This window comes from Qipengyuania vulgaris, from assembly GCF_009827325.1.
GTDB lineage: Bacteria > Pseudomonadota > Alphaproteobacteria > Sphingomonadales > Sphingomonadaceae > Qipengyuania > Qipengyuania vulgaris.
In genome coordinates this window covers 399,258-422,735 of record NZ_WTYC01000001.1, presented here as the reverse complement: position 1 = coordinate 422,735, position 23,478 = coordinate 399,258, and the positions used below count along the sequence as shown (strand labels likewise).

General features: G+C 62.0%; 19 protein-coding genes and 1 pseudogene. 13 read left to right on the top strand and 7 right to left on the bottom strand.

What is annotated here, in order from left to right; all coding sequences use genetic code 11:
* Positions 1 to 46: 46 nt before the first annotated feature.
* Genes hemC through GRI69_RS02140 form a run of 3 tightly spaced genes read left to right on the top strand, consistent with a single transcriptional unit; the run spans position 47 to position 2,601 of the window.
* A complete protein-coding gene (hemC, locus tag GRI69_RS02150) occupies positions 47 to 976 on the top strand; it encodes a hydroxymethylbilane synthase (RefSeq protein WP_160726663.1) in 930 nt (309 codons plus the stop codon).
* Entirely contained in the window at positions 976 to 1,659 is a 684-nt protein-coding gene (locus GRI69_RS02145; protein WP_160726662.1) for a uroporphyrinogen-III synthase, read from the top strand. Before hemC ends, GRI69_RS02145 begins: the two co-directional genes overlap by 1 nt.
* Positions 1,660 to 1,716: 57 nt before the next feature.
* Entirely contained in the window at positions 1,717 to 2,601 is an 885-nt protein-coding gene (locus tag GRI69_RS02140; protein ID WP_160727016.1) for an MICOS complex subunit MIC60, read from the top strand.
* An 18-nt stretch (positions 2,602 to 2,619) separates the two neighbouring features.
* Here the strand turns inward: GRI69_RS02140 and GRI69_RS02135 are convergent, their stop codons facing one another.
* Positions 2,620 to 3,834, bottom strand: a complete 1,215-nt coding sequence (locus GRI69_RS02135; RefSeq protein ID WP_160726661.1) for an FAD-dependent monooxygenase — start codon at positions 3,832 to 3,834, stop codon at positions 2,620 to 2,622.
* Here GRI69_RS02135 and GRI69_RS02130 point away from each other — a divergent pair.
* On the top strand, positions 3,833 to 5,929 hold the full coding sequence (locus GRI69_RS02130; RefSeq protein ID WP_237452893.1) for a protein-disulfide reductase DsbD family protein: 2,097 nt from the start codon (positions 3,833 to 3,835) through the stop codon (positions 5,927 to 5,929). The genes GRI69_RS02135 and GRI69_RS02130 overlap by 2 nt on opposite strands.
* Here GRI69_RS02130 and GRI69_RS02125 read toward each other — a convergent pair.
* The 3 genes from GRI69_RS02125 to uvrB form a co-directional block, all read right to left on the bottom strand.
* The gene (locus GRI69_RS02125; RefSeq protein WP_160726660.1) at positions 5,892 to 6,434 is read right to left on the bottom strand and encodes a hypothetical protein; all 543 of its coding nucleotides are present in this window, start codon (positions 6,432 to 6,434) and stop codon (positions 5,892 to 5,894) included. The genes GRI69_RS02130 and GRI69_RS02125 overlap by 38 nt on opposite strands.
* Before the next feature lie 31 nt (positions 6,435 to 6,465).
* The gene (locus GRI69_RS02120) at positions 6,466 to 7,974 is read right to left on the bottom strand and encodes a S10 family peptidase (protein ID WP_202391781.1); all 1,509 of its coding nucleotides are present in this window, start codon (positions 7,972 to 7,974) and stop codon (positions 6,466 to 6,468) included.
* A 66-nt stretch (positions 7,975 to 8,040) separates the two neighbouring features.
* Positions 8,041 to 10,236: an excinuclease ABC subunit UvrB gene (gene uvrB, locus GRI69_RS02115; protein WP_160726658.1), complete on the bottom strand. Its 2,196-nt coding sequence runs from the start codon at positions 10,234 to 10,236 to the stop codon at positions 8,041 to 8,043.
* A 96-nt stretch (positions 10,237 to 10,332) separates the two neighbouring features.
* Between uvrB and GRI69_RS02110 the strand changes: the two genes are divergently transcribed.
* The 7 genes from GRI69_RS02110 (at position 10,333) to GRI69_RS02080 (ending at position 16,494) form a co-directional block, all read left to right on the top strand.
* Positions 10,333 to 10,875 (top strand): DUF3617 domain-containing protein, encoded by a 543-nt coding sequence (locus tag GRI69_RS02110; RefSeq protein WP_160726657.1) that lies wholly within the window; start codon positions 10,333 to 10,335, stop codon positions 10,873 to 10,875.
* Positions 10,876 to 10,907: 32 nt separating this feature from the next.
* Positions 10,908 to 11,687 (top strand): esterase/lipase family protein, encoded by a 780-nt coding sequence (locus tag GRI69_RS02105; protein WP_237452892.1) that lies wholly within the window; start codon positions 10,908 to 10,910, stop codon positions 11,685 to 11,687.
* Positions 11,688 to 11,751: 64 nt separating this feature from the next.
* On the top strand, positions 11,752 to 13,179 hold the full coding sequence (locus GRI69_RS02100) for a circularly permuted type 2 ATP-grasp protein (protein WP_160726655.1): 1,428 nt from the start codon (positions 11,752 to 11,754) through the stop codon (positions 13,177 to 13,179).
* 1 nt (position 13,180) lies between these two features.
* Positions 13,181 to 14,125, top strand: a complete 945-nt coding sequence (locus GRI69_RS02095) for an alpha-E domain-containing protein (RefSeq protein ID WP_160726654.1) — start codon at positions 13,181 to 13,183, stop codon at positions 14,123 to 14,125.
* Positions 14,125 to 14,943, top strand: coding sequence for a transglutaminase family protein (locus GRI69_RS02090; protein ID WP_160726653.1), 819 nt, complete (start codon positions 14,125 to 14,127; stop codon positions 14,941 to 14,943). Before GRI69_RS02095 ends, GRI69_RS02090 begins: the two co-directional genes overlap by 1 nt.
* A gap of 12 nt (positions 14,944 to 14,955) precedes the next feature.
* Positions 14,956 to 15,705: a proteasome-type protease gene (locus tag GRI69_RS02085; protein WP_160726652.1), complete on the top strand. Its 750-nt coding sequence runs from the start codon at positions 14,956 to 14,958 to the stop codon at positions 15,703 to 15,705.
* Between the two features lie 162 nt (positions 15,706 to 15,867).
* Positions 15,868 to 16,494 carry a response regulator transcription factor gene (locus tag GRI69_RS02080; protein WP_160726651.1) on the top strand — a complete coding sequence of 209 codons (627 nt, stop codon included), beginning with the start codon at positions 15,868 to 15,870 and terminating at the stop codon, positions 16,492 to 16,494.
* Positions 16,495 to 16,516: 22 nt separating this feature from the next.
* Here GRI69_RS02080 and GRI69_RS02075 read toward each other — a convergent pair whose 3' ends face one another.
* The 3 genes and pseudogenes from GRI69_RS02075 to putP all read right to left on the bottom strand — a co-directional run bounded on the left by GRI69_RS02075 (position 16,517) and on the right by putP (position 19,154).
* The gene (locus tag GRI69_RS02075) at positions 16,517 to 17,185 is read right to left on the bottom strand and encodes an extensin family protein (protein ID WP_160726650.1); all 669 of its coding nucleotides are present in this window, start codon (positions 17,183 to 17,185) and stop codon (positions 16,517 to 16,519) included.
* Positions 17,186 to 17,235: 50 nt separating this feature from the next.
* Positions 17,236 to 17,607 (bottom strand): VOC family protein, encoded by a 372-nt coding sequence (locus tag GRI69_RS02070; RefSeq protein ID WP_160726649.1) that lies wholly within the window; start codon positions 17,605 to 17,607, stop codon positions 17,236 to 17,238.
* 68 nt (positions 17,608 to 17,675) lie between these two features.
* Positions 17,676 to 19,154 (bottom strand): annotated as a pseudogene (gene putP / locus GRI69_RS02065) (sodium/proline symporter PutP).
* 435 nt (positions 19,155 to 19,589) lie between these two features.
* Between putP and GRI69_RS02060 the strand changes: the two are divergent.
* The gene (locus GRI69_RS02060) at positions 19,590 to 22,424 is read left to right on the top strand and encodes a TonB-dependent receptor (protein ID WP_160726648.1); all 2,835 of its coding nucleotides are present in this window, start codon (positions 19,590 to 19,592) and stop codon (positions 22,422 to 22,424) included.
* Positions 22,424 to 23,467 carry a phytase gene (locus GRI69_RS02055; protein WP_160726647.1) on the top strand — a complete coding sequence of 348 codons (1,044 nt, stop codon included), beginning with the start codon at positions 22,424 to 22,426 and terminating at the stop codon, positions 23,465 to 23,467. Before GRI69_RS02060 ends, GRI69_RS02055 begins: the two co-directional genes overlap by 1 nt.
* Positions 23,468 to 23,478 lie beyond the last annotated feature (11 nt).

Below are 23,478 nucleotides of genomic sequence, written 5' to 3'. Positions count from 1 at the left end.
GTCCGCTTTCCCTTAACGGTATCGGGCGCTAGAGCAAGCGCGCACCATGCCTTCAAAGCCTTCTCTCCGCCTTGGAACTCGCCGCTCCCCGCTTGCGCTGGCGCAGGCACACGAAGCACGCGCCCGGCTGTGCGCGGCGCTCGGCTGGGACGAAGACCAGGTCGAACTCGTCCTCGTGATTGCGAGCGGGGACAAGATTCAGGACCGCCCGCTGGCCGATATCGGCGGCAAGGCGCTGTGGACCCGTGAACTCGATAAGTGGCTGGTCGAAGGCAGGATCGATGCTGCCGTGCATTCGATGAAGGACGTGGAGACCCTAAGGCCGGAAGCGATCGCCATTGGCGCTATCCTGCCGCGGGCGGACAAGGCCGACGTGCTGCTGGGCGCACGGTCGCTCGGTGCGATCCCGCAGGGTTCGCGTGTGGGGACCAGCGCGCCGCGACGGGCTGCACAGTTGCTCAATGCAAGGCCCGACCTCGAAGTGGTCGGCATTCGCGGCAACGTGGCGACCCGCATGGCGAAACTGCAGGCGGGCGAGGCGGATGCGACGTTCCTTGCCGCCGCAGGACTTGCCCGGCTGGGTGAAGGCACAGTGGGAACCCGCCTCGATCCGGAAGAATGGCTGCCGGCCCCGGCGCAGGCGGCAATCGGCCTTGAATGCCGCGCCGGCGATCAGGAAACGAGGGAATTCCTGCAGGCGATAGACCACGCGCCAAGCCGCGAGGAAGTGCTGGCAGAGCGCGCCCTGCTCGAAGGGCTGGGCGGATCCTGTCACAGTCCCATCGCCGCCCTGACCCGCCGCGAAGGGCAGCGGCTGCATTTGACCGCTGCTATTTTCAGCCCCGACGGTTCGATCCGGATCGCGGGCGAGAGCCTGTTCGAACCAGCAGACGTCGATGCCCCGCGCAAACTGGCGCAGGAATTACTTGCCGAAGCGCCGGAACATGTAGCCGCGCATTTCGGTATTGCGGGGTGATGCGCAACCTTTTCGTCTTCCGCCCCGAACCCGGTCTCCGGGTAACACTGGAAACGGCAGAGGCCTCTGGTCTCGATGTTAAAGGATGCTCGCTTTTCGAGGTCAGACCGGTTGAATGGTCCGCCCCGCCACGCAATGATTTCGACGCGCTGCTGGTGGGGAGCTCCAATGTCTTCCGCCACGGTGGCTTCGAGCTGGAGAAGCTGGAAGGCTTGCCGGTCTACGCGGTAGGCGAAGCCACTGCCGAGGGCGCGCGCGAAAAGGGCTTCATGGTCACGCTCACGGGCAAGGGCGGGTTGCAGAACGTGCTCGACGATGTTGCGGGACGCGATCTTGCGTTCCTGCGGCTCGCTGGGGAGAAGAGGGTCTCGCTGACGCCGCCTCCGGGTATCTCCATCGAGACTTGCGTCGTCTATCGGACAAAGCCGCTGGAAATGTCACCTTCGGTGAGCAAGCTCCTGCGCGAGGAAGGCGGCGTGGTATTGCTGCATTCGGGCGAGGCTGCGAGGCGATTGCGCGAGGAATGCGAGCGCCTGGGTATCGACCGCAAAACCATCACCATCGCCGCGCTCGGCCCGCGTATCGCCGGCATCGCAGGAAATGGCTGGGAAGCCGTTCATACCGCCGGGCAACCGGTCGATGCCGAGCTACTGGTCTTGGCGAAGGCTTTGTGCCAAGGCTGAACGCCGGGAATGACGCGGCGCCGGGGTAGCGGCGCGCGGGTCACGGATTGGAGTGAAATGGACGAGTATTCGAGCAATCGGGTCAGGCGCACCAGCATGCGGCCCATGTTGCTGGCCGTTGTCGGGTCTTTCGCGCTGGGCGCGGGGCTGGTCGGCTATATAGCCTGGCGCGCCAATTCGGCTGCTGAAGAAAATGTGGCCGAGACACCTCAAGCTGCGGTTGCGACGCAAGCTGCCGAGGAGCGCAGCCCGTCACCGACACCGCGCGCTACGGAAACCTCCTCCTCCCAGGACGTCGAACAGATGGCCGAGACGCAGGGCGGGATCGACCAGCGCCTGGCGGCTGCGGAGCAGCGCCTCTCGCGCCTCGACCTGCAGGCACAGGCAGCAGCGGGCAATGCGGCGCGCGCCGAAGGGCTCCTGATCGCCTTCGCAATACGCCGCGCCATCGAAAAGGGCGCGGAACTTGGCTATCTTGCCGACCAGTTGAGGCTCCGCTTCGGGGATGCCCTGCCCAATGCGGTCAACACCATCCTGACCTTTTCACGCGATCCCGTCACGCTGGACCAGCTCACCGCGCGGCTCGACGGGCTTTCGCCCCAGCTCCAGTCGGGCGACGATCGGGGCGGCCTCGAACGATTCCGCGAAGAACTGGCCGCACTGTTCACCGTCCGCCGCGAGAGCGCTCCTTCGCCGCAGCCTGAAATGCGTATCGAGCGGGCCCGGCTGTTCCTGCTAAGTGGCCGGGTCGACAGCGCCGTAGCCGAAGTACGCAACATGCCCGGGGCGGCGAATGCTCAGGGCTGGCTGCGAGATGCCGAACGCTTTGCCGCGACCCAGCGTGCGCTCGACCTGATCGAAACGGCCGCCGTGCTTGAACCTCGCCGCCTGCGCGACGGAGCGGGCAACCGGATTTCGCAGCCCAGCCCCGGCAACGAGTAGATTCAGTAGTAAATCAGCTCAGGATTTCATGAGTTCGGGCACGTCGCCCGAAACGCCGCGCGCCTCGTCCATGAAGAAGCGCTTGAGCCAGCCCGAACGCTGGACCCCAGCCATGCCGAGACGGCGGACGGCGCTGGCGGCCTTGCCGGGCACGCCGAACAGGCGGGTGAGTGTGTCCGTAGCGCCCATGACCATGATCGAATCCAGCGCCCGCCATTTTTCGTAACGCTCGAGCACCTGCGCATCGCCCAGATCGAGGCCGAGCCTGCGCGCTTCTTCCAGAACCTCTATCAATGCGCCGACGTCGCGCAGGCCGAGATTGAGGCCCTGGCCGGCGATGGGGTGCATGCCATGCGCGCTGTCGCCCACCAGCGCCATGCGCTCGCCCACGATCCGTGCAGTATGCTGGAAGCTGAGCGGATAGGAGGACCGCCCGCTGTTGAGTTCGAGCGTGCCGAGGATAGTGCCCATGCGCTTCTCGACCTCGGCGAGGAAGGCACGGTCCCCCATCTTGAGCACGCCTGCAGCGTCCTTCTCGTCGACCGTCCACACCAGCGCGCTGCGGTGCTCTCCGCCGGGCCCGTCCAGCATCGGAAGGAGGGCAAAGGGCCCATCCTCGTAGAAAATCTCCCAGGCGACGCCTTCATGCGGCTTCGAATGGTTCAGCCCGGTGATGATGGCGCGGTGCGAATAATCCCAGCTCGCCATCTTGAGTTCGGCTTCTTCCCGGGTGGGCGACCCGCGCCCTTCCGCACCGACGAGGAGATCGGCGTCGAGGACCGTGCCATCGGACAGCGTCGCACTGACCGAAAAGGCATCGCGGTGGCGGCTCGCCACTTCGACTGGCGCATGTATGGCAATCAACGGCTCCGCCTTGGCTGCTTCGAGCAGCGCGATGCGCAATTGCCGGTTGGCGAACATACGACCCAGCGTGCCTTCATGCGGCTCGGGACGGAAATCGATCCTGCCCGGTTTCATCTGGTCGACAACCGCAATGGCCTCGATCTCGCAGCCATGCGGCTCAAGGGCCTCGGTAAGGCCGATATTGCGAAACAGCCGCCAGCTTGCGGTGGAAATCGCCGACGCGCGGCCATCGAAACCCTCCGCGGTCAGGTCGGCAGGATCGGCTCGATCGACGAGATGGCTGGAGAGCCCCTTCTTCGCCGCGGCAAGTGCCAGCGTGGTGCCGACGAGGCCGCCGCCGAGGATGAGCAGGTCGCGCTTGTCTGTCATGGGTGCAGTCCCTAATGCGCAGGGCGTGATCGAAGCAAGCAGAATGGACGCGGTGCGCGGCGCGCTGGCGCTTGTAGTGGCGGCGCTGTTCTGCCTTCTTCCGGCAATGCTGCAAGCGCAGGACGCGCGTTTCGGCGACGAGAATATCGCCGTCGAACTGCGCAGCGATGGTCCACCGGTACCGGGCGAGACCTGGATGCTCGCGCTGCAATTCACGCCCAGGAGTGAGGATTGGCACGGGTACTGGTCCAATCCGGGCGATGCCGGGCAGGGCATGGCGCTCGATCTCGAGCTGCCGCAAGGCTGGACCGCTGGCGAACCGCTCTATCCCGTTCCCCAGACGCTGGTGATCGCCGGGCTGATGAACCATATTTACGAGGGTGAATATGCGGTCCTGGTACCGGTCGAGGTTCCGGAAAGTGCGGCGGTTGGCAATTTCGCTCCGGTTACCGGTTTCGTTTCCTATCTCGCCTGCACCGACCGGATTTGCGTTCCGCAGGATGCACGGCTGGAAGTGCGCGAAGGCGGCGATTTCGGTAGCTGGCAGGCGGCCATCGCGCCGCAACTCGACAGCACCGCCGGGTTCGAGATCACGCAGAAGACCCTGCGCATCGGCCTCCCGCTGCCGGCCGATCTCGAACTCGGTGATCTTCACCTGTTCGTGGAAACCACCGAACTGGGCGGCGGGCTCAAACCAGACTACGCTGCGATCCAAAGCTTTATCCGCGAAGGCGATCTTCTGGTGGCGGAGATTCCCCTGAAGCAGCTTGCGGGGGTGGAGTCCGGGACCCGGCCCGAAAGCATTTCCGGCATCCTGTCCTTTGGCGAGGGGCAGGGGGTCCGCTTTACCGCCGAGCCCCGCGATGTCCCTCTGGAAGGGGCTGAGCCGCTGACCGGCCCGGTCGAGATGCCCGACCTGTGGGTGCTGTTGCTGGCTTCGCTGGCAGGCGGTGTCCTGCTGAACATCATGCCCTGCGTATTCCCGATCCTCAGCCTCAAGGCGCTGTCGCTCGCGAAGGCGGGCGGCAACGAACTGTCGGCGCGGCGCGATGCGCTGGCCTATACGGCGGGTGTCGTGCTGGCTTGTGCCGCGCTGGGCGCGCTGGTGCTGATCCTGCGTTCCGCAGGCGAGCAGGTGGGCTGGGCCTTCCAGCTCCAGGAGCCCCGCGTGGTGGTGGGTCTCCTGCTACTGGCAGTCGCGATCACGGCCAATTTCCTCAGCCTTTTCGAGGTTCCGGGTATGGCGCTTTCCGGAAGCGCAGCCTCGCCCGGGGGATCGTTTGCAACGGGCCTTCTGGCAGCCTTCGTCGCCACTCCCTGCACGGGGCCGTTCATGGCCCTCGCGCTGGGCGCGGCGATAGTCCTGCCGCCCACCGAGGGCATGCTGATCTTCACCATGCTCGGTGTCGGCCTTGCGCTGCCGTTCCTGCTTGTCGGGTTCATTCCTGCGTTCCGCCGCCGTCTGCCGAAGCCCGGTGCATGGATGGAACGGTTCCGGCGCTGGATGGCGCTTCCGATGGGGCTGACGGCGCTGGCACTGGCGTGGCTGGTATGGCGTATCGGGGGTGCTCAATACCTGCTCATCGCCGGGGCGTTCGTGGCTTTCCTGCTGGTCCTGCTTTATCTCGCAGGCCGAATGCAGCGCGGTGCAGCTTCGCACTGGCGCGCGGTGCTGGCTGGAACGCTGGTCCTTTCCATTGCGGGACTTGTGTTGCTGCCCGAGCCATCCGCTACTGCGCGCACCGAAAGCGAAGGCCTGCTGAAGCCCCTGCCGTTCTCCGAGCGCGCACTGACCGAAGCACGAGCCAGCGGCCAGCCCGTGTTCGTGTGGTTCACTGCCGACTGGTGCGTGACCTGCAAGGTCAACGAAAGCGTGGCGATCGAACGCGAGGAAACCCGCGAGGTTTTCGAGAAGGCAGGTGTCGTTACCATGCGCGGAGACTGGACACGGCGCGACGAAGAAATCGCAGCCTTCCTGTCCGAGCAAGGGGCCGCGGGCGTTCCGCTCTATCTCTGGTACCCACCCGGCGGCGAAGCGCGGCAATTGCCGCAGGTGCTTACGCCGGATCTTCTTGCGGGGCTGGCGGCGGAGTAAGCTCGGCTGCGCAGGCGGTGACGAATTCGCCCGGCGCGCGGCTTGCGTTGAGTGCTACCGATCCCGCTCCCGGCACGGTTGCCTCCACGCGCCGGGGACCGGTCAGGACTTCGAGGCGCGGATCGTCGGCGGCCAGCCTGCCGCGCCAGAGCCAGCGCTCCTCGTCCTCTTCGGCATCGATCCAGAGCCGCTCGACATGGCCATTGCCGATCAGGGCAAGCACCGCTTTCGCATTCGGGTCCGCAGCGACGTACCGGGTGTAGACCAGCGTGCCATCTTCGCAGGCCAGCGACAGCAGCGGCGCATGACCGGGCTTGCCATAAAGCAATCGCCCGCTGGTTTCGCTCATCGCCCAGGCTGCACCTTCAGTATCGGGCGAATCTATCGGTTCCGTCGGCGAGGTACGCTCTTCGACTACGCTGGGCCGGCTCGCGTAATCCTCCGAAGCAGGAGGATTGCACGCCGCCAGACACAATACGAATGGGAAGCAGCCGTAGCGAACCATTGGCGCTGCTATGCGCATCGCCTCAGCATCGTCAACGCGCCCGGATGAATTCGCGGAGATCCGCGGATAGTTTTGCCCGGTCTTCGTCGCGAATATACATCATGTGGCCGGCATCGTAATATTCGAAGGTCAACCGGTCCTGCGGGATGCCGAAGCGATTGAGCGAATATTCCGCCCCGAAGAAAGGGGTGGCGAAATCGTACCATCCCTGCGCGTTGAACAGGCGCAGCTGCGAATTCTCGCGCATAGCCTTGCCAATAAAAGGTGCGACGTTGAGATAGGCGTTGCGGCCACTGAGAGACCAGTCCCAGTGCTGGCCCGGTTCGCGCCCGATAGACTGGTATTCGCGGTCGGTTTCGAAGCCGAGCGTCTCGCGCGCCCACTGGTTGATGGCGGCGGTATAGCCCGCGTCGATTCCGTAGAAGCTGGGATCGTTGTCCGGCGTTTCACCCGCATTGTCGAAATCGCGGCCGGTATAACGCGCGTCCAGACGGCCGATGGTAAGTCCGCGGTCGCGCAGCAGTTCCTTGTAGAAACGCTGCGAGGTCACGCGCAGGTCGGCATTGTCGAGATAGGTTTCCGAAAGGCCCGTCAGCCGGGCAAGTTCGGCGCGAACTGCGGCGCGTTCTGCATCCGGCAGGTCCTGTCCCTTGAGCAGGGCGGTCGCATAGGGACCGATGGCGAACTGGCGCGCTTCGTCGGCGATCGCTTCCACCGAAGGGGCTTCTACCTTGCCGTGGTAATAGGCGGCGGCGGCCATGTTGGGCAGCGTGACGATATAGGCCATCTCGTTGCCCGGCGTGGGCTCCCGGCCGGCAAAATCGAGGATGGTCGAAACGAGGATCAGCCCGTTGAGACCGACGTCGTTATAGGTGCTGCCTTCCAGTTCATCCACGACCATGGCGGTGCGGCTGGTGCCGTAGCTTTCGCCGCCAAGGTATTTGGGGCTGTTCCAGCGCCCGTTATCGTTGATCCAGCGGCGAATGATTTGGGCCACGGCCCGTGCGTCCTGCCGCAGGCCGTAATATTTCTCTGGATCGGTCCCTTTGGTGAGATAGCTGAAGCCTGTGCCCGGGGGATCGATGAAAACGAGATCGGCCACGTCGAGCAGGCTGTCGGGATTATCGACAAGGGGATAAGGCGGCGCGCCGTCGTCCCGCGCATCGGAGGGTATGGCCACGCGCTTCGGGCCCCAGGCCCCCATCTGCAACCACACCGATCCCGAACCGGGACCGCCGTTGTAGATGAAGAATACCGGGCGCGAGCTGTCGCGCGGATCCTTTACATAGCTGGTGGTGACCATCACCGCTTCGGGTTTGCCATCATCCGATTCCAGCACATTCTCGCGAATGGTGGCGGTATAGGACATGCGCTGTCCGCCGAAGGTGCCTGTCAGTTCGCGTGACCTGACCTGCGGATCGATGTTTTCTGCAGCGCTTGCTTCGGAGCCTTCGCCTTCCTGAGCGGAAACGGCCTGCGGTGTCAGCGCAAGGGCGCTGGCGGCGGCAAGGTGGGCGATCAGGCGGCGGTTCGATATCATGTTCAGTCCCCTCATGTGCCGGACCTATGCACAAGCGGGGCGAAGCGCGTCAAATGCGCTTGTCGATCAGGGTTTGCCGCCCATCCGTTTGTAACGCGTCTTGCCATAGCGGGTCTTGCGCGTGCCGGGGCGGCCCGCATCGCTGCGCCCTACGCGCGGCGCCTTCTTCTCTCCGTCGCCCAAGCCGAGTTCGTCGTTTTCCAACTGGCGAATTTCGTCGCGCAGCCTCCCGGCTTCCTCGAATTCGAGATCAGCAGCGGCAGCGCGCATTCGTTTCTCGAGGTCCTCGATATAGGCGCGCAGATTATGCCCGACGAGATTGTTGCGTTCGTCGTCGCCGGTGTCGACGGTGACACCATCCTGCGACGCGGTATGAGCGACGATATCGGCGATGTTGCGCTTGATCGTAGTCGGCGTGATGCCGTGTTCTTCGTTATAGGCGCGTTGCTTTTCGCGGCGGCGGTCGGTTTCCGCGATGGCGCGTTCCATCGAGCCGGTCACTCTGTCGGCATAGAGGATCACGCGCCCTTCGACATTACGCGCGGCGCGGCCGATGGTTTGAATCAGTGAGGTTTCCGAGCGCAGGAAGCCTTCCTTGTCGGCATCAAGGATGCAGACGAGCCCGCATTCAGGAATGTCGAGCCCTTCGCGTAGCAGGTTGATACCCACCAGCACATCGTAAACGCCAAGGCGGAGGTCGCGGATCAGCTCGATGCGCTCCAGCGTCTCTACATCGGAGTGCATGTAGCGCACCTTGACGCCAGCCTCGTGCATGAATTCGGTCAGATCTTCCGCCATGCGCTTGGTCAGCGTGGTGACAAGTGTGCGGAAGCCCATCTTGGCGGTCTTCTTGCATTCCTCGATGCAGTCCTGAACCTGATCCTCGACCGGCTTGATCTCGACTGGCGGGTCGATCAGCCCGGTGGGGCGGATGACCTGTTCGGCGAAGACACCGCCGGTCTGTTCCATTTCCCACGTGCCGGGAGTGGCCGATACCGCAAAGGTCTGCGGGCGCATCGCGTCCCACTCGTTGAAGCGTAGCGGGCGGTTGTCGATGCAGGACGGCAGGCGAAATCCGTGCTCGGCGAGCGTGATCTTGCGCCGGTGGTCACCCTTCGACATTGCGCCGATCTGCGGCACGGTCTGGTGGCTTTCGTCGACGAACAGCAGCGCGTTCTCGGGCAGGTATTCGAACAGGGTCGGCGGCGGCTCGCCGGGAAGGCGTCCGGTAAGGAAGCGGCTGTAGTTTTCGATCCCGGCGCAACTGCCGGTGGCTGCAATCATCTCGAGGTCGAAATTGGTCCGCTGCTCGAGCCTTTGCGCTTCGAGCAGGCGGCCCTCCTCGTGGAGTTCCTTGAGTCGCTCGGTCAGCTCGAACTTGATCGCCTCGGCGGCCTGTTTCATCGTTGGGCCGGGGGTGACGTAGTGCGAATTGGCGTAGACGCGCACCTTTTCGAGGCTGGAGCCTTTCTTGCCCGTCAGCGGGTCGAACTCACTGATCTCCTCGATTTCGTCACCGAAGAAGCTGATCCGCCAGGCCATGTCTTCATAGTGCGAAGGGAAGATTTCGAGACTGTCGCCGCGTACCCGGAAATTGCCGCGCGCAAAGGCGGTGTCATTCCGCTTGTACTGGAGGGCGACGAGCTTGCGGATCAGCTCGCGCTGGTCGACCGTCTGGTTCTTCTTGATGTCGAAGATCATCGCCGAATAGGTCTCGACCGAACCGATACCGTATAGGCAGGACACCGAGGCCACGATGATCACGTCGTCCCGCTCTAGGAGGGCGCGCGTGGCCGAGTGGCGCATCCGGTCGATCGCCTCGTTTACCGAGCTTTCCTTCTCGATATAGGTGTCGGAGCGCGGAACGTAGGCTTCGGGCTGGTAATAGTCGTAATAGCTGACGAAATACTCGACCGCGTTTTCGGGGAAGAAGCTCTTGAATTCGCCGTAGAGCTGCGCGGCGAGAATCTTGTTGGGCGCAAGGATCAGGGCCGGGCGCTGCAACTCCTCGATGACCTTGGCCATGGTGAAGGTCTTGCCGGAACCCGTCACGCCGAGAAGGACTTGGGTCTGCTCTTCTTCCCGCGCCGAACCCACCAGCTCGCTGATCGCCGTCGGCTGGTCACCCGCAGGTGTATATTCGGAGACGAGCTTGAATGGCCTTCCCGGCATCGACTTTTCGGGACGCGCAGGTTTGTGGGGGACGAACTCACCGGTGGTATCCGGCTCTTCCAGTCCTCTGCGAATGACGAGTTCGGCCATGCGTGCACATATGGGGAACGTGTCGCACGGGTGCAACGCTTGTTGCGCTGGCCCGCGATGTTGCTAGCCTCGCGTAAACTTTCGAAGGATATTTTCATGTTTCGTTTCGCTACCGTCACCTGTGCTGCCATCGCCCTTGCCGCCTGCTCGTCGGGTAGCGATGAAGTCGATGCCGACGGGGATGGCACGGTTTCGAGCGAAGAAGCTGCCGAGGCGGTTGCCAAGGTGCGCCCGCTGGAGCCGGGCCAATACTCCATGAGCATGGAACTCATCGAACTGACCGATCCCACCATGAGCGAAGAGGAGATCGCTCAGGCCAAGCAATTCTTCTCCTCGATGAGCGGCATGGCTCCGCCGCGCTGTCTCAACGAAGAAGAGGCGAAGGAAGGCATGATGGGCGTCGCCGAGACGATTCAGAACGGCGACTGCACGATCGACAGCATGACTTCCGATGCAGATGGCATGCGCGGCGAGATGACCTGCAAGGCTGAGAATGGCGAAGCCAAGGTGACGATGCAGACGACCTCGACCGGCACGGAATCGGAAATGACCATGAATGTCGTCGAACCTACCGCGGACGGAGAGGAAAAGGCCGTAACGATGAAAGTCGGCATGACGCGAACGGGCGATTGCGCCTGACCTGAATACGATCCCGCGTTCAGGAACCCGCCATGAGGGCGGTGCATTATTGCCAAACGATGGCAACGTTACCTTTTTATGAAGCGCGTCAGGAGTGGGGGCGGCGCCTAGCTTTGGCGGCCGAGCCGTGCCCTGACGAGGTGCGCGGTCCGAAGGCGCTTCTTCTGCTGCGCGAATTTCTCTGGCCGATCGAAACGATAAGGCGGCGGCTTTCGCCGCTCGAAATTGCCGAAGCAAGACACCCGAAGAACGTCATGCTTCTGCCCGGCTTCGGTGCGCATCCCATCCGTATGCGCTGGATGGCGAAGCAGCTGGAGAAGGCCGGGCACACCGCGAAGAAGTGGGGCCTCGGCTATAATCTGGGGGCGACCGCTGACCGGTTTGAGAAAGTCGAGAACCGGCTGCTCGCCTTGCACGAGGCCAAGGGCGAACCGCTCGTGCTGGTGGGCTGGAGTCTTGGCGGCGTGATGGCGCGCGAACTGGCCAAGAAGCATCCCGACAAGGTGGCAAAGGTCGTAACGATGGGTTCGCCCTTTTCGGGTAGTCCGCGCGCGAACAATGGCTGGCGTGCTTATCAGGCCATAGCCGGTCACCGTGTCGACGAGCCGGAAATCGATACCGTGGTATCCGAAAAGCCGCCGGTGGAAACCGTTGCCATGTGGAGTCCCAGAGACGGGATCGTGGCACCGAAGTGTGCCTGCGGAAGGCCCGGTGAACGCGACCGCGCAGTCGCGCTGCGCTGTTCGCACATGGGTTTCGTCCTGACAAACGAGGCCATGTCCGCGCTTCTTTCGGAACTGGACCGCGCCTGAACCCTTTAGTTTGGTAAGACAGCTAGGCGTCCTGCCTGGCGTTTACCGGACACTTAGGGGATCCATGAACGGCGCAGCCGAATTCTTCGATGAAATGCGGCAGCCCGACGGAACGGTGCGCCCCCCATACGCCGACTATTGCAAGTGGTATGACGGGCAGGACCAGAGACTGCTGCGTCGCAAGCATTCCGAAGCGGAAACGAATTTTCGCAAGACCGGGATCACTTTCAATGTTTATGGCGAGGATGAGGCGGAAGAACGTCTTATTCCTTTCGACATGGTCCCGCGCATCATTGGCGCGGGCGAATGGCGCCGACTTACACGCGGAATCGAGCAGCGTGTCAGCGCGCTTAACGCCTTCATGCACGATCTCTATCACCGGCAGGAGATTGTGAGGGCGGGTAGACTGCCTGAGCGCCTGCTCCGACATAACGATGCCTGGCTGCCCAACATGGTCGGTTTCACACCGCCGGGCGGCGTTTATACCCATATCGTCGGGATCGACCTCGTGCGGACCGGGCCAGACGAGTTCTATGTGCTGGAGGATAATGCACGGACTCCGTCGGGTGTCAGTTACATGCTGGAAAATCGTGAAACGATGATGGCCATGTTCCCCGAGCTGTTCCTGCGTTGCCCGGTGGAAAGCGTCTCGGATTATCCCCGCCGTCTGGCGAAGAGCCTCGCAGCCAGTGCCCCACAATGTTCGGGCGACCGCCCTGTCGTTGCGGTACTCACGCCGGGGATTTATAATTCAGCGTATTTCGAGCACGCTTTTCTGGCCGACCAAATGGGTGCGGAACTGGTCGAAGGCAGCGACCTTCGCGTTGTTGATGGCCGGGTCGCGATGCGTACCACCAGCGGCTACAAGGCGGTCGACGTGATCTATCGCCGGGTAGACGACGAATATCTCGATCCCCTGACCTTCAGCCCGGATAGTGTGCTGGGTGTGCCGGGCATCATGGATGTCTATCGTTCGGGCAAGGTCACCATTGCCAATGCACCCGGAACCGGCGTCTGCGACGACAAGGCAATCTACTCCTTCATGCCGGAAATCGTCGAATTCTACACCGGCGAAAAGCCCCTTCTGCCCAATGTCGAAACTTGGCGCTGCGCTGATCCGGACAGCCTGAAGTACGTGCTCGACAACCTCGGAGAACTGGTCGTGAAGGAAGTGCACGGATCGGGGGGCTACGGGATGCTGGTCGGACCCGCGTCGACCAAGAAGGAAATCGAGGAATTCCGGGCCAAGCTCGTCGAGAGACCGGGAAATTACATAGCGCAGCCTACACTTTCGCTCTCGACCTGTCCGATCTTCACCAAGAAAGGCCTCGCTCCGAGACACGTAGATCTCCGGCCGTACGTGCTCGTTTCGCCCGACAAGGTCGATATCACGCCCGGCGGTCTTACGCGCGTGGCGCTCAAGGATGGATCGCTGGTCGTGAACTCCAGCCAGGGCGGCGGCACCAAGGATACCTGGGTGCTGAAGGACTGATATGCTTGGACGCACCGCCAACGGCCTCTTCTGGATGTTCCGCTATCTTGAGCGGGCGGAGAATACGGCGCGCCTGCTGGACGCGGGGCTGCGCATGGCCCTGACCCGGGATCTCGTCACTGCGGAAGAAGAATGGCGTTCGGTCATTGCCACTTCCGGACAGAAAGCGAGCTATGAGGCGAAGCATGCCAGCTACACTGGTATGCAGGCATGGAACTTCATGCTGCGGGAAAAGGGCAATCCGGCCAGCATCCTGTCCATGTTCGGCCTCGTTCGCCAGAACGCGCGGCTTGCGCGAAACGCCATCAGCGGGGAATTGTGGGAAGCCATCAACGAAAACTGGCTCGTGGTGGAAGAGCAACTCTCGAAGCCTGTCGGTGAGAACCGGGTGCTGGATACAGTGGCGACGATCCGCCGTGCGGGTACGCTCGCCCATGGCGCGATGTCCGGGTCGATGCTGCGTGATGAAGGTTTCCATTTCGCGCGTGCCGGCACCTTTATCGAGCGCGCCGATTCCATCGCGCGCATTCTCGACATCAAATACTACCTGCTACTGCCCTCGCTCTCGTACGTCGGCTCGAGCCTCGACACGGGGCAATGGGACACGGTGCTGCGGTCGGTTTCTGGCGACCGTGCCTATCGATGGCTGCACGCGGGACAGATCGACGCGCGCGGGATTTGCGAATTCCTGATCCTCGACGATCGGTTCCCGCGAAGCTTGGCGTTCTGCCATTCGGCTCTACGGGAAAACCTTGCCGCACTGGCACGTCTTCATGGTGCTGAAGGAGAGAGCAATGCTCTGATGCGGGACGCGGATACTCGTCTCAACGATCTCAGTATCGATGAGATTTTCGAGCAGGGACTCCATCAGTTCCTTATCGATTTCACCAAGTCCAATTCTGCCATCGGCGAAGCTATCGCCACTGATTACAGGTTCCTTGCCTGATGCGCCTTTCGATCCGCCACACCACCCGATATCTGTTCGATGCTCCGGTCGTTCATGCCCTTCAACGCCTGCGGTTGACGCCGAAGGCGACGCAAGGGCAGGAAATTCTCGAATGGGAAATGGAATACGAGAATGCCCATGAGGAGCTGACCTACGAAGATCAGCACCACAACACCACGACGCTGGTCGGGGTGGAGCCGGATGTGCGCGAGGTTAAAATCACCTGTAGCGGAATGGTCGACACGCACGACCATGCAGGGGTGATCGGCAGACACGCAGGGCACCTGCCGCTGTGGAGCTTCCTTTCGCAGACGCGTCTAACGCGGCCGGGGCCAGGTATTGAAAAACTGGTGGGCGAATTGAGGAAGTACGAGGGCGAGCGGCTCGACATGTTGCATGAACTTTCCCGCAACACGCTGGACAGGGTGGAATACAAGATCGGGACCACCGACTGGAACACCACCGCCGAACAAAGCTACGCAGCGAGAAACGGTGTCTGCCAAGATCACGCGCATATCTTCATCGGCGCAGCCCGCGCTCTCGATGTGCCAGCGCGATACGTGTCCGGCTACCTCATGATGAACGATCGTATCGAGCAGGAAGCAACCCATGCCTGGGCCGAGGCCTATGTCGAGGATCTGGGCTGGGTAGGCTTCGACATCTCCAACGGAATCAGCCCTGACGAGCGATATGTCCGCGTCGCCACGGGACGAGACTATCGCGACGCTTCTCCCGTCACCGGCATCAGCTTCGGCAATACCCAGCAGGTTCTGGAGGTCGATGTCGAGGTTGAGCAGCAGCACGTGCAGCAGCAGTAACGAAAGACTATTATGACCTATTGCGTGGGAATGAAGCTCGACAAGGGCCTGGTGCTCATGAGCGATACGCGCACCAATTCGGGCGTCGACAACATTTCGGTGTTTCGCAAGATGTTCACCTGGCAAATCCCGGGCGAGCGCATCATCACCTTGATGACGGCGGGCAATCTGGCGACCACGCAGGCTGTGATCAGCCAACTCGAAGAACGTACTAAGGAACCCGACGAGCGCGGCAACATACTGCTCAAATCGCCCACCATGTTCCAGGTCGCGACCGAGATCGGCAAGCTCATGCGGAACATCATCGGTGAACGGCAGGAGGCGAACGGCACGAGAGGCAGGGGCCGATTTACTGCCTCGATCATCGTGGCCGGACAGATCAAGGGCATGGAGCCGCGTCTGTTCATGGTCTATCCGGAAGGGAACTTCATCGAGGCCAGCCTCGACACGCCCTTCTTCCAGATCGGCGAAACCAAGTACGGCCGTCCGATCATCATTCGCGGCTACGACCGGCAGATGAGCCTCGAGGATGGGGTGAAGCTGCTGATGGTCAGCTTCGATTCCACGTTGAAGGCCAACCTGTCGGTCGGGCTGCCGCTCGATCTCCAGGTGATCGAGCGCGATACCTATGAAGCCGGACACCAGCACCGCGTCGCCCATGACGACAGCTATTTCCAGGTGATATCCACCGGTTGGGGCGATGCGCTCAAGAACGCTTTCCATTCGCTCCCCGATTACAGTTTCTATCGCGAGGACGACTAGGTAATTTTACGGAACCCGTGTGGACTTAGGTGTTCTTACCTACCGGGATTCCTGATGGTTAGGTCTACTAAAGCACTGATAACGAATATCTTTGATTGATATTTTTGATGGCTAGGTAATCTTGCGGAATGCGAATTCTGCTTGTTCGTGCATCCTTTGCCAATGGACAAGCACACCACTCTTCACATCGTCGATAGCTCTTCGCAATCACGCGCTCAGCAATCGCGCCTCGGTTTCACGATGGGCCATCACTGCGAGATATATTCCACCATTACGGAGCTCGTTGAAGCTTCGCCGACAGAAGGTATTGTCGTGCTCCGCGACGAAGGCAGCGGAGTGCCCGCCAATATGATGCGCGACCTTTCCGACCGCGGGATTTGGCTGCCGGTCGTTGTGACTTCCGACGATCCACGGCCGCGCCGGGTCGTCGAAGCGATCAGGGGCGGTGCTCTCGACTATCTTCGTCTGCCTCTGTGCGAGGATCGGCTAGAGAAGGCGGTCGTGCGAATTCTGCAGGAAGCACAGGCCTATATCCAGGCCCGTCGCAAGATGGCCGACGCCCGAAATCGAATTGCCGGTCTTTCCCCGCGCGAGCGGGAAGTGCTCGACTGGCTGACGGAAGGACGCAGCAACAAGATGATCGCGCATGAGCTGAGCATCAGCCCGCGGACGGTGGAGATCCACCGGGCCAACATGATGAGCAAGCTCGGTGCCCACCATCCCGCCGAAGCGGTCCGACTTTGCATCGAAGCGGGTCTGGACGCCGCAAGACAGGCTAGCGCCGCTTAGGGCGAAAGCGCTGGGGGATCGGTTACCGGCAAAAACTCCCATCCCCCTGCTCGAGGTGCAGATGATCATGGTGCGCCGCATTGTAATCAGGGCCGAGGACGGTGCCGAAACGCTTGCAGGCGCTACGATGAACGACACGCAGGAATTCGCGTTCTTTCGCACTGGCATTCCAGCCGTCCCTGACGCTGATACGCCTGCCATCAGCGAGCAGGAAAGCGCCGATGTCGACGGCTTCTGCCCGGGAATGGGCCGAGAGCCGCCCGGTCCCGGCAACATTGCGGCAGGAGTAGCTGCCCATTGTCTCGATCCGCACCAGCGGGCTTCCGAGGATCTGCCGGGCTGCGCGATCGACACCGTAGCGCGCCCAAGCCGCGAAGTCGTTCGCGAGCGGGCAGGCAAGCGGCCCGAGATTGGTCACAGTGAGCGGGCCGAGATCTCCGCCGACCCGGTCGAGCTGGACGCTGTCGAGCGTCGAACAACCGGCACCATACATCCGGTCGGGAAGGGGGGCGAACTGCGAGCCTGACCGGCCCAGTTCGGTTACGCACTGCCGCGCCTGCGGTCGTTCCCAATTGGCCGAACCACTCCCCGAAGTTGGCGCGCGTGCTGCCGGTTCACGCGTATCCGGCGCTACGCCGCAACCGGCGAGTGCCGAGGTCAGGACTATGGCGGCAAATGGAGCAAGGCGCATGAAGTGAGCCTAAGGCGATGTTGGTGAACCGGAAACGAATGCGCTTTTGGTCATGCGGGCGCTTCCACCTGTTCCCACAGTTCGATCTTCACCCCGTCGGGATCGAGCAGCCAGGCGAACTTGCCATAGCCTTCATCGACGCTGTCGAGCACATCGACGCCCGCGCCTTTGAGCTGCGCGACGAAACCGTCGAGATCGTCGACCCGCAAGTTGATCATGAAGCCGCCCTTGCCGGGCTGGATGTACTGATCGTCCTTGAAATGGCTGACCAGCGAATAGGGCTTCTCGCCGGTTTCCTCGGACCAGTTGAGCTGCGGCCCGTATTCGCCATCCAGTCCCAATACGTCGCGGTACCACGCCCGGGTGGCTTCGGGATCCTTAACCACATAGAACACGCCGCCGAGCCCGGTAATCTTCGCCATCTCACCCTCCGTCTATTCAGGGCAGACTAGGCGCGGGATTGCCGCGGAGACAAGCCCCTTGCGTAAGTTCAGGCCGCTCGTGCTTCCGGCGCGGAGTAGGTCGCCTTGCTCACCAGCACGATGGCCAGCCATGCGGCGATGAAGCCCGGCACGATCTCGTAGAGCCCCCCGTCGAGGCCCGGCAGCTGGCTGTTCCAGCCGAGCGCGATCCATGCCGCGACCGTGCCCGCGCCGACCACGAGGCCTGCCACCGCACCCTAGCCAGTCATCTTGTCCCACACCAGCGAAAGGATGATCAGCGGGCCAAAGGCCGCGCCGAAGCCCGCCCAGGCGTTGGCTACGAGGCCGAGCACCTGGCTTTCGGGATCGCTTGCGACCCAGATAGCCGCCAGCGCCACCAGCGCCACGCAGACGCGCCCGACGTTGACGCTTTCCCGCTCGCCCGCATCCTTGCGCAGGAAGAGCTTGTAGAAGTCCTCGGTCAGCGAACTCGACGCCACCAGCAATTGCGAGCTTATCGTCGACATGATCGCTGCCAGCAGTGCCGCCAGCAGGAAGCCGGTGATGAGCGGGTGGAACAGGAGGTTCGCCAGCACGATGAAGATCGTCTCCGGATTGTCCACCACGATGCCGTTACGCTCCACATAGGCGCGGCCCGCTATGCCGATCCCGATCGAGCCGATCAGGGCGACCCCCATCCATGTCATGCCGATATTGCGCGCGGCCTTGACCTTTTCGACCGTGCTGATCGCCATGAAGCGCACGATGATGTGCGGCTGGCCGAAATAACCGAGGCCCCAGGTCACCGCACTGATGAAGCCGAGCAGCGTCAGCCCCTGCGTCAGGCTGAGGAAGCCTTCGACCGGCACGTCGCTCAGCGATCCGCCGGCTTCGCCGCCCGCGCCGAACATGACCACCAGCGGCATCAGCACCAGCGCCACCACCATGATGCAGCCCTGCACGAAGTCGGTCAGGCTGACGGCGAGGAACCCGCCGACCATGGTGTAGGCCAGAACCACCAGCGCGGTGATCCAGATGCCCGACATGTAGTCGCTCATCCCCCAGTCCGGGAGGATGCCTGCGAAGCTGGTTTCGAACAGCAGACCGCCGCCGACGAGGCCCGCCGCGGTATAAACCGCGAAGAACACCACCACGATCAGCGCCGACACCACTCGCAGGGCCACGGCCTTGTCGGGGAAGCGGTTGGCGAGGAATTCGGGGATCGTCAGCGCATTACCCAGATCCTCTGTCTGGCGCCGCAGGCGGGGCGCCACCACGATCCAGTTGACCAGTGCGCCGAGGAAGAGGCCGATGCCGATCCAGGCTTCGACCAGCCCCGCGGCAAAGAGCGCGCCGGGCAGGCCGAGCAGCAGCCAGCCGCTCATGTCCGAAGCCCCGGCAGACAGCGCCGCGACCGCTGGATGCAGGTTACGTCCGGCGAGCAGATAGCCTTCGGACGTATCGGTCGAGCGCTTCCACGCCCACAGTCCGATGCCGATCATGGCGATGAAATAGAGGGCGAGCGATATGAGTGTTCCCGTCTGCATGAGGGGGCAGGTAACAAATGATACCGTCTTTGACTACAGGGGCGAAGTGGGGAGACATGGACCGGGTGTTACACGGTCCAGGGGCTAAACTTTGTCGTCTTGCGAAAAAGGGCGTCAGCTTGCGGCAATCGGCGTCGGCTTGGGGTGGAATTTTGTCGGCTTATAAGTGCCGACTGTCGGATTGGAGGCGCGCCGTGTCGGCTTGCCGGCCGCGAATGTCGGCTTGCGGGCGAACCCCGACCTGAAGCGGGCCTGACGGGAATGGACGAGAGGAAAGAGTCTTTGCTCGTTTTATCACGAGGGATCCGGTGTAGGAAAATCAATCCATTGCCGGGTACCTGTAACGGTAGCGTCACAATGTCTTGATTTCGTCCCGCAAGCGACACGATTGCGTCAAACGCCGGTCCTAGACGCGCCTCCAACTGGAGGGCACCTATGACTAAAACAACCCGAAATTCTCTCAAGCTGGCTGCGAGCGTGGTCGCATTTTGCGTCGCGGCACCTGCGTTTGCCGGCGATGTCACCGGCACGGTGACCGATGCCAATAACACGATTGCACTGCGGGCAGCCGAAGTTCGTATCGTCGAACTGGATCGCACAGTGTCGACCGAACGCGACGGCTCTTTCCGTTTCGCAAATGTGCCCGAGGGCACCTACACGCTCGAAGTACGCTACGTGGGCGCCGACCCGGTCACGCAGAAGATCGAGGTCCCGGCAGCAGGAACGGTGGGCGCGACATTGCGCCTGTCTGGCATCGGTAGCGACGATGAAATCCTGGTCATCGGCCAAGCCGCCAACCTTGCCAGCTCACTTTCGCGCAAGCGCGAGAACGACGTGATCTCCGACGTCCTGTCCCGCGATGCCATCGGCCAGTTCCCGGACCAGAACGTTGCGGAGAGCCTGCGCCGCCTGCCGGGCGTCAATGTGCTCAACGATCAGGGCGAAGGCCGTTTCGTGTCGATCCGCGGCCTGTCTCCCAGCCTGAACGCGACCTCGCTCAACGGCGTGCGCTTGCCTTCGCCGGAAAACGACATCCGCGCAGTGGCGCTCGATGTCATCAGCTCCGACATCATCGAATCCATCGAGGTGAAGAAGTCTCTGACGCCCGACATGGATGCCGACACCATCGGTGCCTCGGTAGAGATCGAGACGACCAGCGCCTTCGACCGCACCAAGGACCTGCTCACCGTCAAGCTCGAGGGCAGCTACAACCAACTGGCCGATGAAATCAGTCCCAAGGGCAGCGTCGACTTCTCTTACCGCGTGAACGAGAACTTCGGTCTGAGCGGTGGCCTGTCCTATTACAAGCGCACTTTCGAGACCGACAATATCGAAGCCGACGGCTGGAACGAGGAAGACGGGCAGGTCTATTTCGAAGATTTCGAATACCGCGATTACGATGTCGAACGCGAGCGTATCAGCGCCACCCTGGGCCTCGATTTCCGCGCCGGCGATAGCACGAGCCTTTACGTGCGCGGCATATATAGCCAGTTCGACGACCAGGAATTCCGCCGCCGCCTGATCTTCGACCTCGGTGATGCGAGCGTTTCCGGCAGCAGCGACAGCCTGGTTTACGAAGACGATGAGGCTATCACGATCGAACGTGACATCAAGGACCGCTTCGAAAGCCAGCGTATCCGCAGTATTGCTCTTGGCGGTGAGAGCGATTGGGGCGACTGGTTCGCCGATTATTCGGCAAGCTGGGCGAAATCCAGCGAACGTGAGGACGGCAGCCTTGATCCGACCAGCTTCGAGCGTGAATACGAAGGGGAAGGGTTGCAGGTCGGGTTCGACGTATCGGACCCGCGGTTACCGCAATATTCGATTATTTCCGACCCGGGCGACTTCTTCGACCCTTCGGCTTATGAACTGAACGAGGTCGAGTTCGTCGCCTTGTCGGACAGCCAGGACGAGGAATATGCAGCGAAGTTCGATATCGGTCGCCGCTTCGTTTCGGGCGCCGGCGAATTTACCGTGCAGGCGGGCGCAAAGGGTCGCTGGCGCGAAAAAAGCTTCAACGGCACGGTCGAGTTCTACGAACGAGACGATTACACGCTGGCCGATGCGCTTGGGCTGGAGCAGACCTATCGCATAACCGATATCGAGCCTGTGCCGGGATACACCCAAGCGAGCGACTTCTTCTTCGGCAATTTCGACAGCTTCGAACTGCAGGAAATCGACGGTACTTTCGACAGTGCGGTCGAGGATTTCGTGGTCGAGGAAGATATCCTCGCTGGCTATCTGCTCGGTCGCTGGGATAGCTCCACCCTGTCGATCATCGGCGGCGTGCGCTACGAGAATACATCGAATATCCTGTCCGGCAACGATGTGCTGCTGGTTGAGGAAGATGGCACGCTTCCCGATGGCAGCACAGCTACCGACGATACGGTAATCGTCACCCCGACATCGATCGAAAAGGATTACGATCATTGGCTGCCGAGCCTCAACCTGCGTTACGAGGCGTCGCCCAACCTGGTTCTCCGCGCTGCGGGGTATCGTTCGATCGTGCGTCCAGGTCCGTTCCAGCAGGCTCCGCGCTTTGCCGTGGAGGAGGCCGACGATGGCGAACGGGAAGGCGAATTCGGCAATCCCGAACTGCGTCCGGCCGAAGCATGGAACCTCGATGCTGCGGCAGAATACTACTTCGACACGAACGGCGCGATCTTCGCTTCGGTCTTCTACAAGAGCATCGAGGATTTCTTCGTCGAGACCGTGTTCGAGGCAGACGACGGCCCTTACAACGGCGTTTTCCGCGGCGTTCCTTTCGATGAGGCGACGATCTGGTTCAACGGTGACAAGGCCGATGTGCTCGGCTTCGAACTCGGCGCCTCAAAGGCCTTCACCGGTGCCCTGGACGGGTTCGTGGTACGGGCGAACTATACGTTCACCGACGGAGACGGCACGGTCACGCTGACAGCCGCCGATGGACCGCGCGACATTCCCCTGCCGACGACCTCGAAACACACCGGCAACATCTCGATCGGTTATGACAAAGGGCCGACCGATATCCGGCTTTCGGGCACATATCGCGACAAGTATCTGGATGAACTGGCACGCGAGCCGGAACTGGACCGCTATGTCGACGACCACTTCCAGCTGGACCTGAGCGCGAAATATCGTCTGAACGACAATATCCAGCTGTTCTACGAGTGGATCAACATCAACGACGCCAAGTATTTTGCCTACAACAACCTTGGCGGCCAGCGTAACCTCTATCAATACGAGGAATACAACTGGACTATGAAGGGCGGCGTGAGGTTGACGTTCTGATGCCCGGCACATTCAAACTCTTCGTTCTAGCATCCCTCGGTATCGCTGGCGGCTGCGCTTCGATACCGATCCAGGGAGAGCCTGCCGTCCCGGTTTTCGCCAAGGCCGAAACCGTGCCGGTAGGGACCGCGGCAGAAGATGCCGCCGATGATCCGGCCATCTGGCGCAATCCGGAAAAACCGGAAAAAAGCCTGATTGTCGCGACCGATAAGAAGGCTGGCCTGCATGTGTATGACCTGCAGGGCCGGCAGCTTTCCTTCTTCGACGGTGCCGGCTTGAACAACGTCGATCTCGCCGAACTGGAGGATGGACGCATACTGGTCGCGGCGAGCGACCGGAGTGATATCGCCACGGCCCATATCCTGCTCGCCTTTCTCGATCCGGCTACCGGGGCATTAAGCCAGGCTGCCCGCCTCTCGGTTGGGCCAGGCGAAGGCTATGGCATCTGCTTCGGCAAGGACGAACTGGATGGCTCGGTGTCGATCTTCAGCGCGCCGAAGAACGGCGTGATCTATCGCACCGTGGTGAAGACAAGCGGCGGGCAGATCGCCGGGCGGACCGAGGCTGTCGCCCGCGTAGCAAGCCAGCCCGAAGGCTGTGTGGTCGATGATCGCACCCGCACTCTGTACATCGGCGAAGAGGTTACAGGTATCTGGGCGTTCGACATGGACAGCGCGGACATGGACGCCAGCAAGAGGCTGGTTGCCCGGGTCGACAATCGGATGCTGGTCGCTGACGTAGAGGGGCTGGCGATCTATCCGCAGGGCGAAGACGGCGGAATGCTCGTCGCGTCGAGTCAGGGCGACAACACCTATGCCGTCTACGAATTGCCGGAGATGACACCCGTGGGCCGCTTTCGCATCGCCGCCGGAACATTCGGCAGTACCGAGGAAACCGACGGTATCGAATTGGCTTCGGGCAGCTTCGGTTCGCTCTATCCCGGCGGGCTGTTCGTGGCGCAGGATGGCGCGAACGAACCTGAGGCACAGAACTTCAAGCTCGTGTCCTGGGCAGAGGTAATGGCAGCATTGTCCACCGACTAGGCTGCTTGCTG

Coding starts and splice junctions, on each gene's coding strand:
- hemC (WP_160726663.1), top strand. CDS start 47: ATGCCTTCAAAGCCTTCTCTCCGCCTTGGAACTCGCCGCTCCCCGCTT.
- GRI69_RS02145 (WP_160726662.1), top strand. CDS start 976: ATGCGCAACCTTTTCGTCTTCCGCCCCGAACCCGGTCTCCGGGTAACA.
- GRI69_RS02140 (WP_160727016.1), top strand. CDS start 1,717: ATGGACGAGTATTCGAGCAATCGGGTCAGGCGCACCAGCATGCGGCCC.
- GRI69_RS02130 (WP_237452893.1), top strand. CDS start 3,833: ATGGGTGCAGTCCCTAATGCGCAGGGCGTGATCGAAGCAAGCAGAATG.
- GRI69_RS02135 (WP_160726661.1), bottom strand. CDS start 3,834: ATGACAGACAAGCGCGACCTGCTCATCCTCGGCGGCGGCCTCGTCGGC.
- GRI69_RS02125 (WP_160726660.1), bottom strand. CDS start 6,434: ATGGTTCGCTACGGCTGCTTCCCATTCGTATTGTGTCTGGCGGCGTGC.
- GRI69_RS02120 (WP_202391781.1), bottom strand. CDS start 7,974: ATGATATCGAACCGCCGCCTGATCGCCCACCTTGCCGCCGCCAGCGCC.
- uvrB (WP_160726658.1), bottom strand. CDS start 10,236: ATGGCCGAACTCGTCATTCGCAGAGGACTGGAAGAGCCGGATACCACC.
- GRI69_RS02110 (WP_160726657.1), top strand. CDS start 10,333: ATGTTTCGTTTCGCTACCGTCACCTGTGCTGCCATCGCCCTTGCCGCC.
- GRI69_RS02105 (WP_237452892.1), top strand. CDS start 10,908: ATGAGGGCGGTGCATTATTGCCAAACGATGGCAACGTTACCTTTTTAT.
- GRI69_RS02100 (WP_160726655.1), top strand. CDS start 11,752: ATGAACGGCGCAGCCGAATTCTTCGATGAAATGCGGCAGCCCGACGGA.
- GRI69_RS02095 (WP_160726654.1), top strand. CDS start 13,181: ATGCTTGGACGCACCGCCAACGGCCTCTTCTGGATGTTCCGCTATCTT.
- GRI69_RS02090 (WP_160726653.1), top strand. CDS start 14,125: ATGCGCCTTTCGATCCGCCACACCACCCGATATCTGTTCGATGCTCCG.
- GRI69_RS02085 (WP_160726652.1), top strand. CDS start 14,956: ATGACCTATTGCGTGGGAATGAAGCTCGACAAGGGCCTGGTGCTCATG.
- GRI69_RS02080 (WP_160726651.1), top strand. CDS start 15,868: ATGGACAAGCACACCACTCTTCACATCGTCGATAGCTCTTCGCAATCA.
- GRI69_RS02075 (WP_160726650.1), bottom strand. CDS start 17,185: ATGCGCCTTGCTCCATTTGCCGCCATAGTCCTGACCTCGGCACTCGCC.
- GRI69_RS02070 (WP_160726649.1), bottom strand. CDS start 17,607: ATGGCGAAGATTACCGGGCTCGGCGGCGTGTTCTATGTGGTTAAGGAT.
- GRI69_RS02060 (WP_160726648.1), top strand. CDS start 19,590: ATGACTAAAACAACCCGAAATTCTCTCAAGCTGGCTGCGAGCGTGGTC.
- GRI69_RS02055 (WP_160726647.1), top strand. CDS start 22,424: ATGCCCGGCACATTCAAACTCTTCGTTCTAGCATCCCTCGGTATCGCT.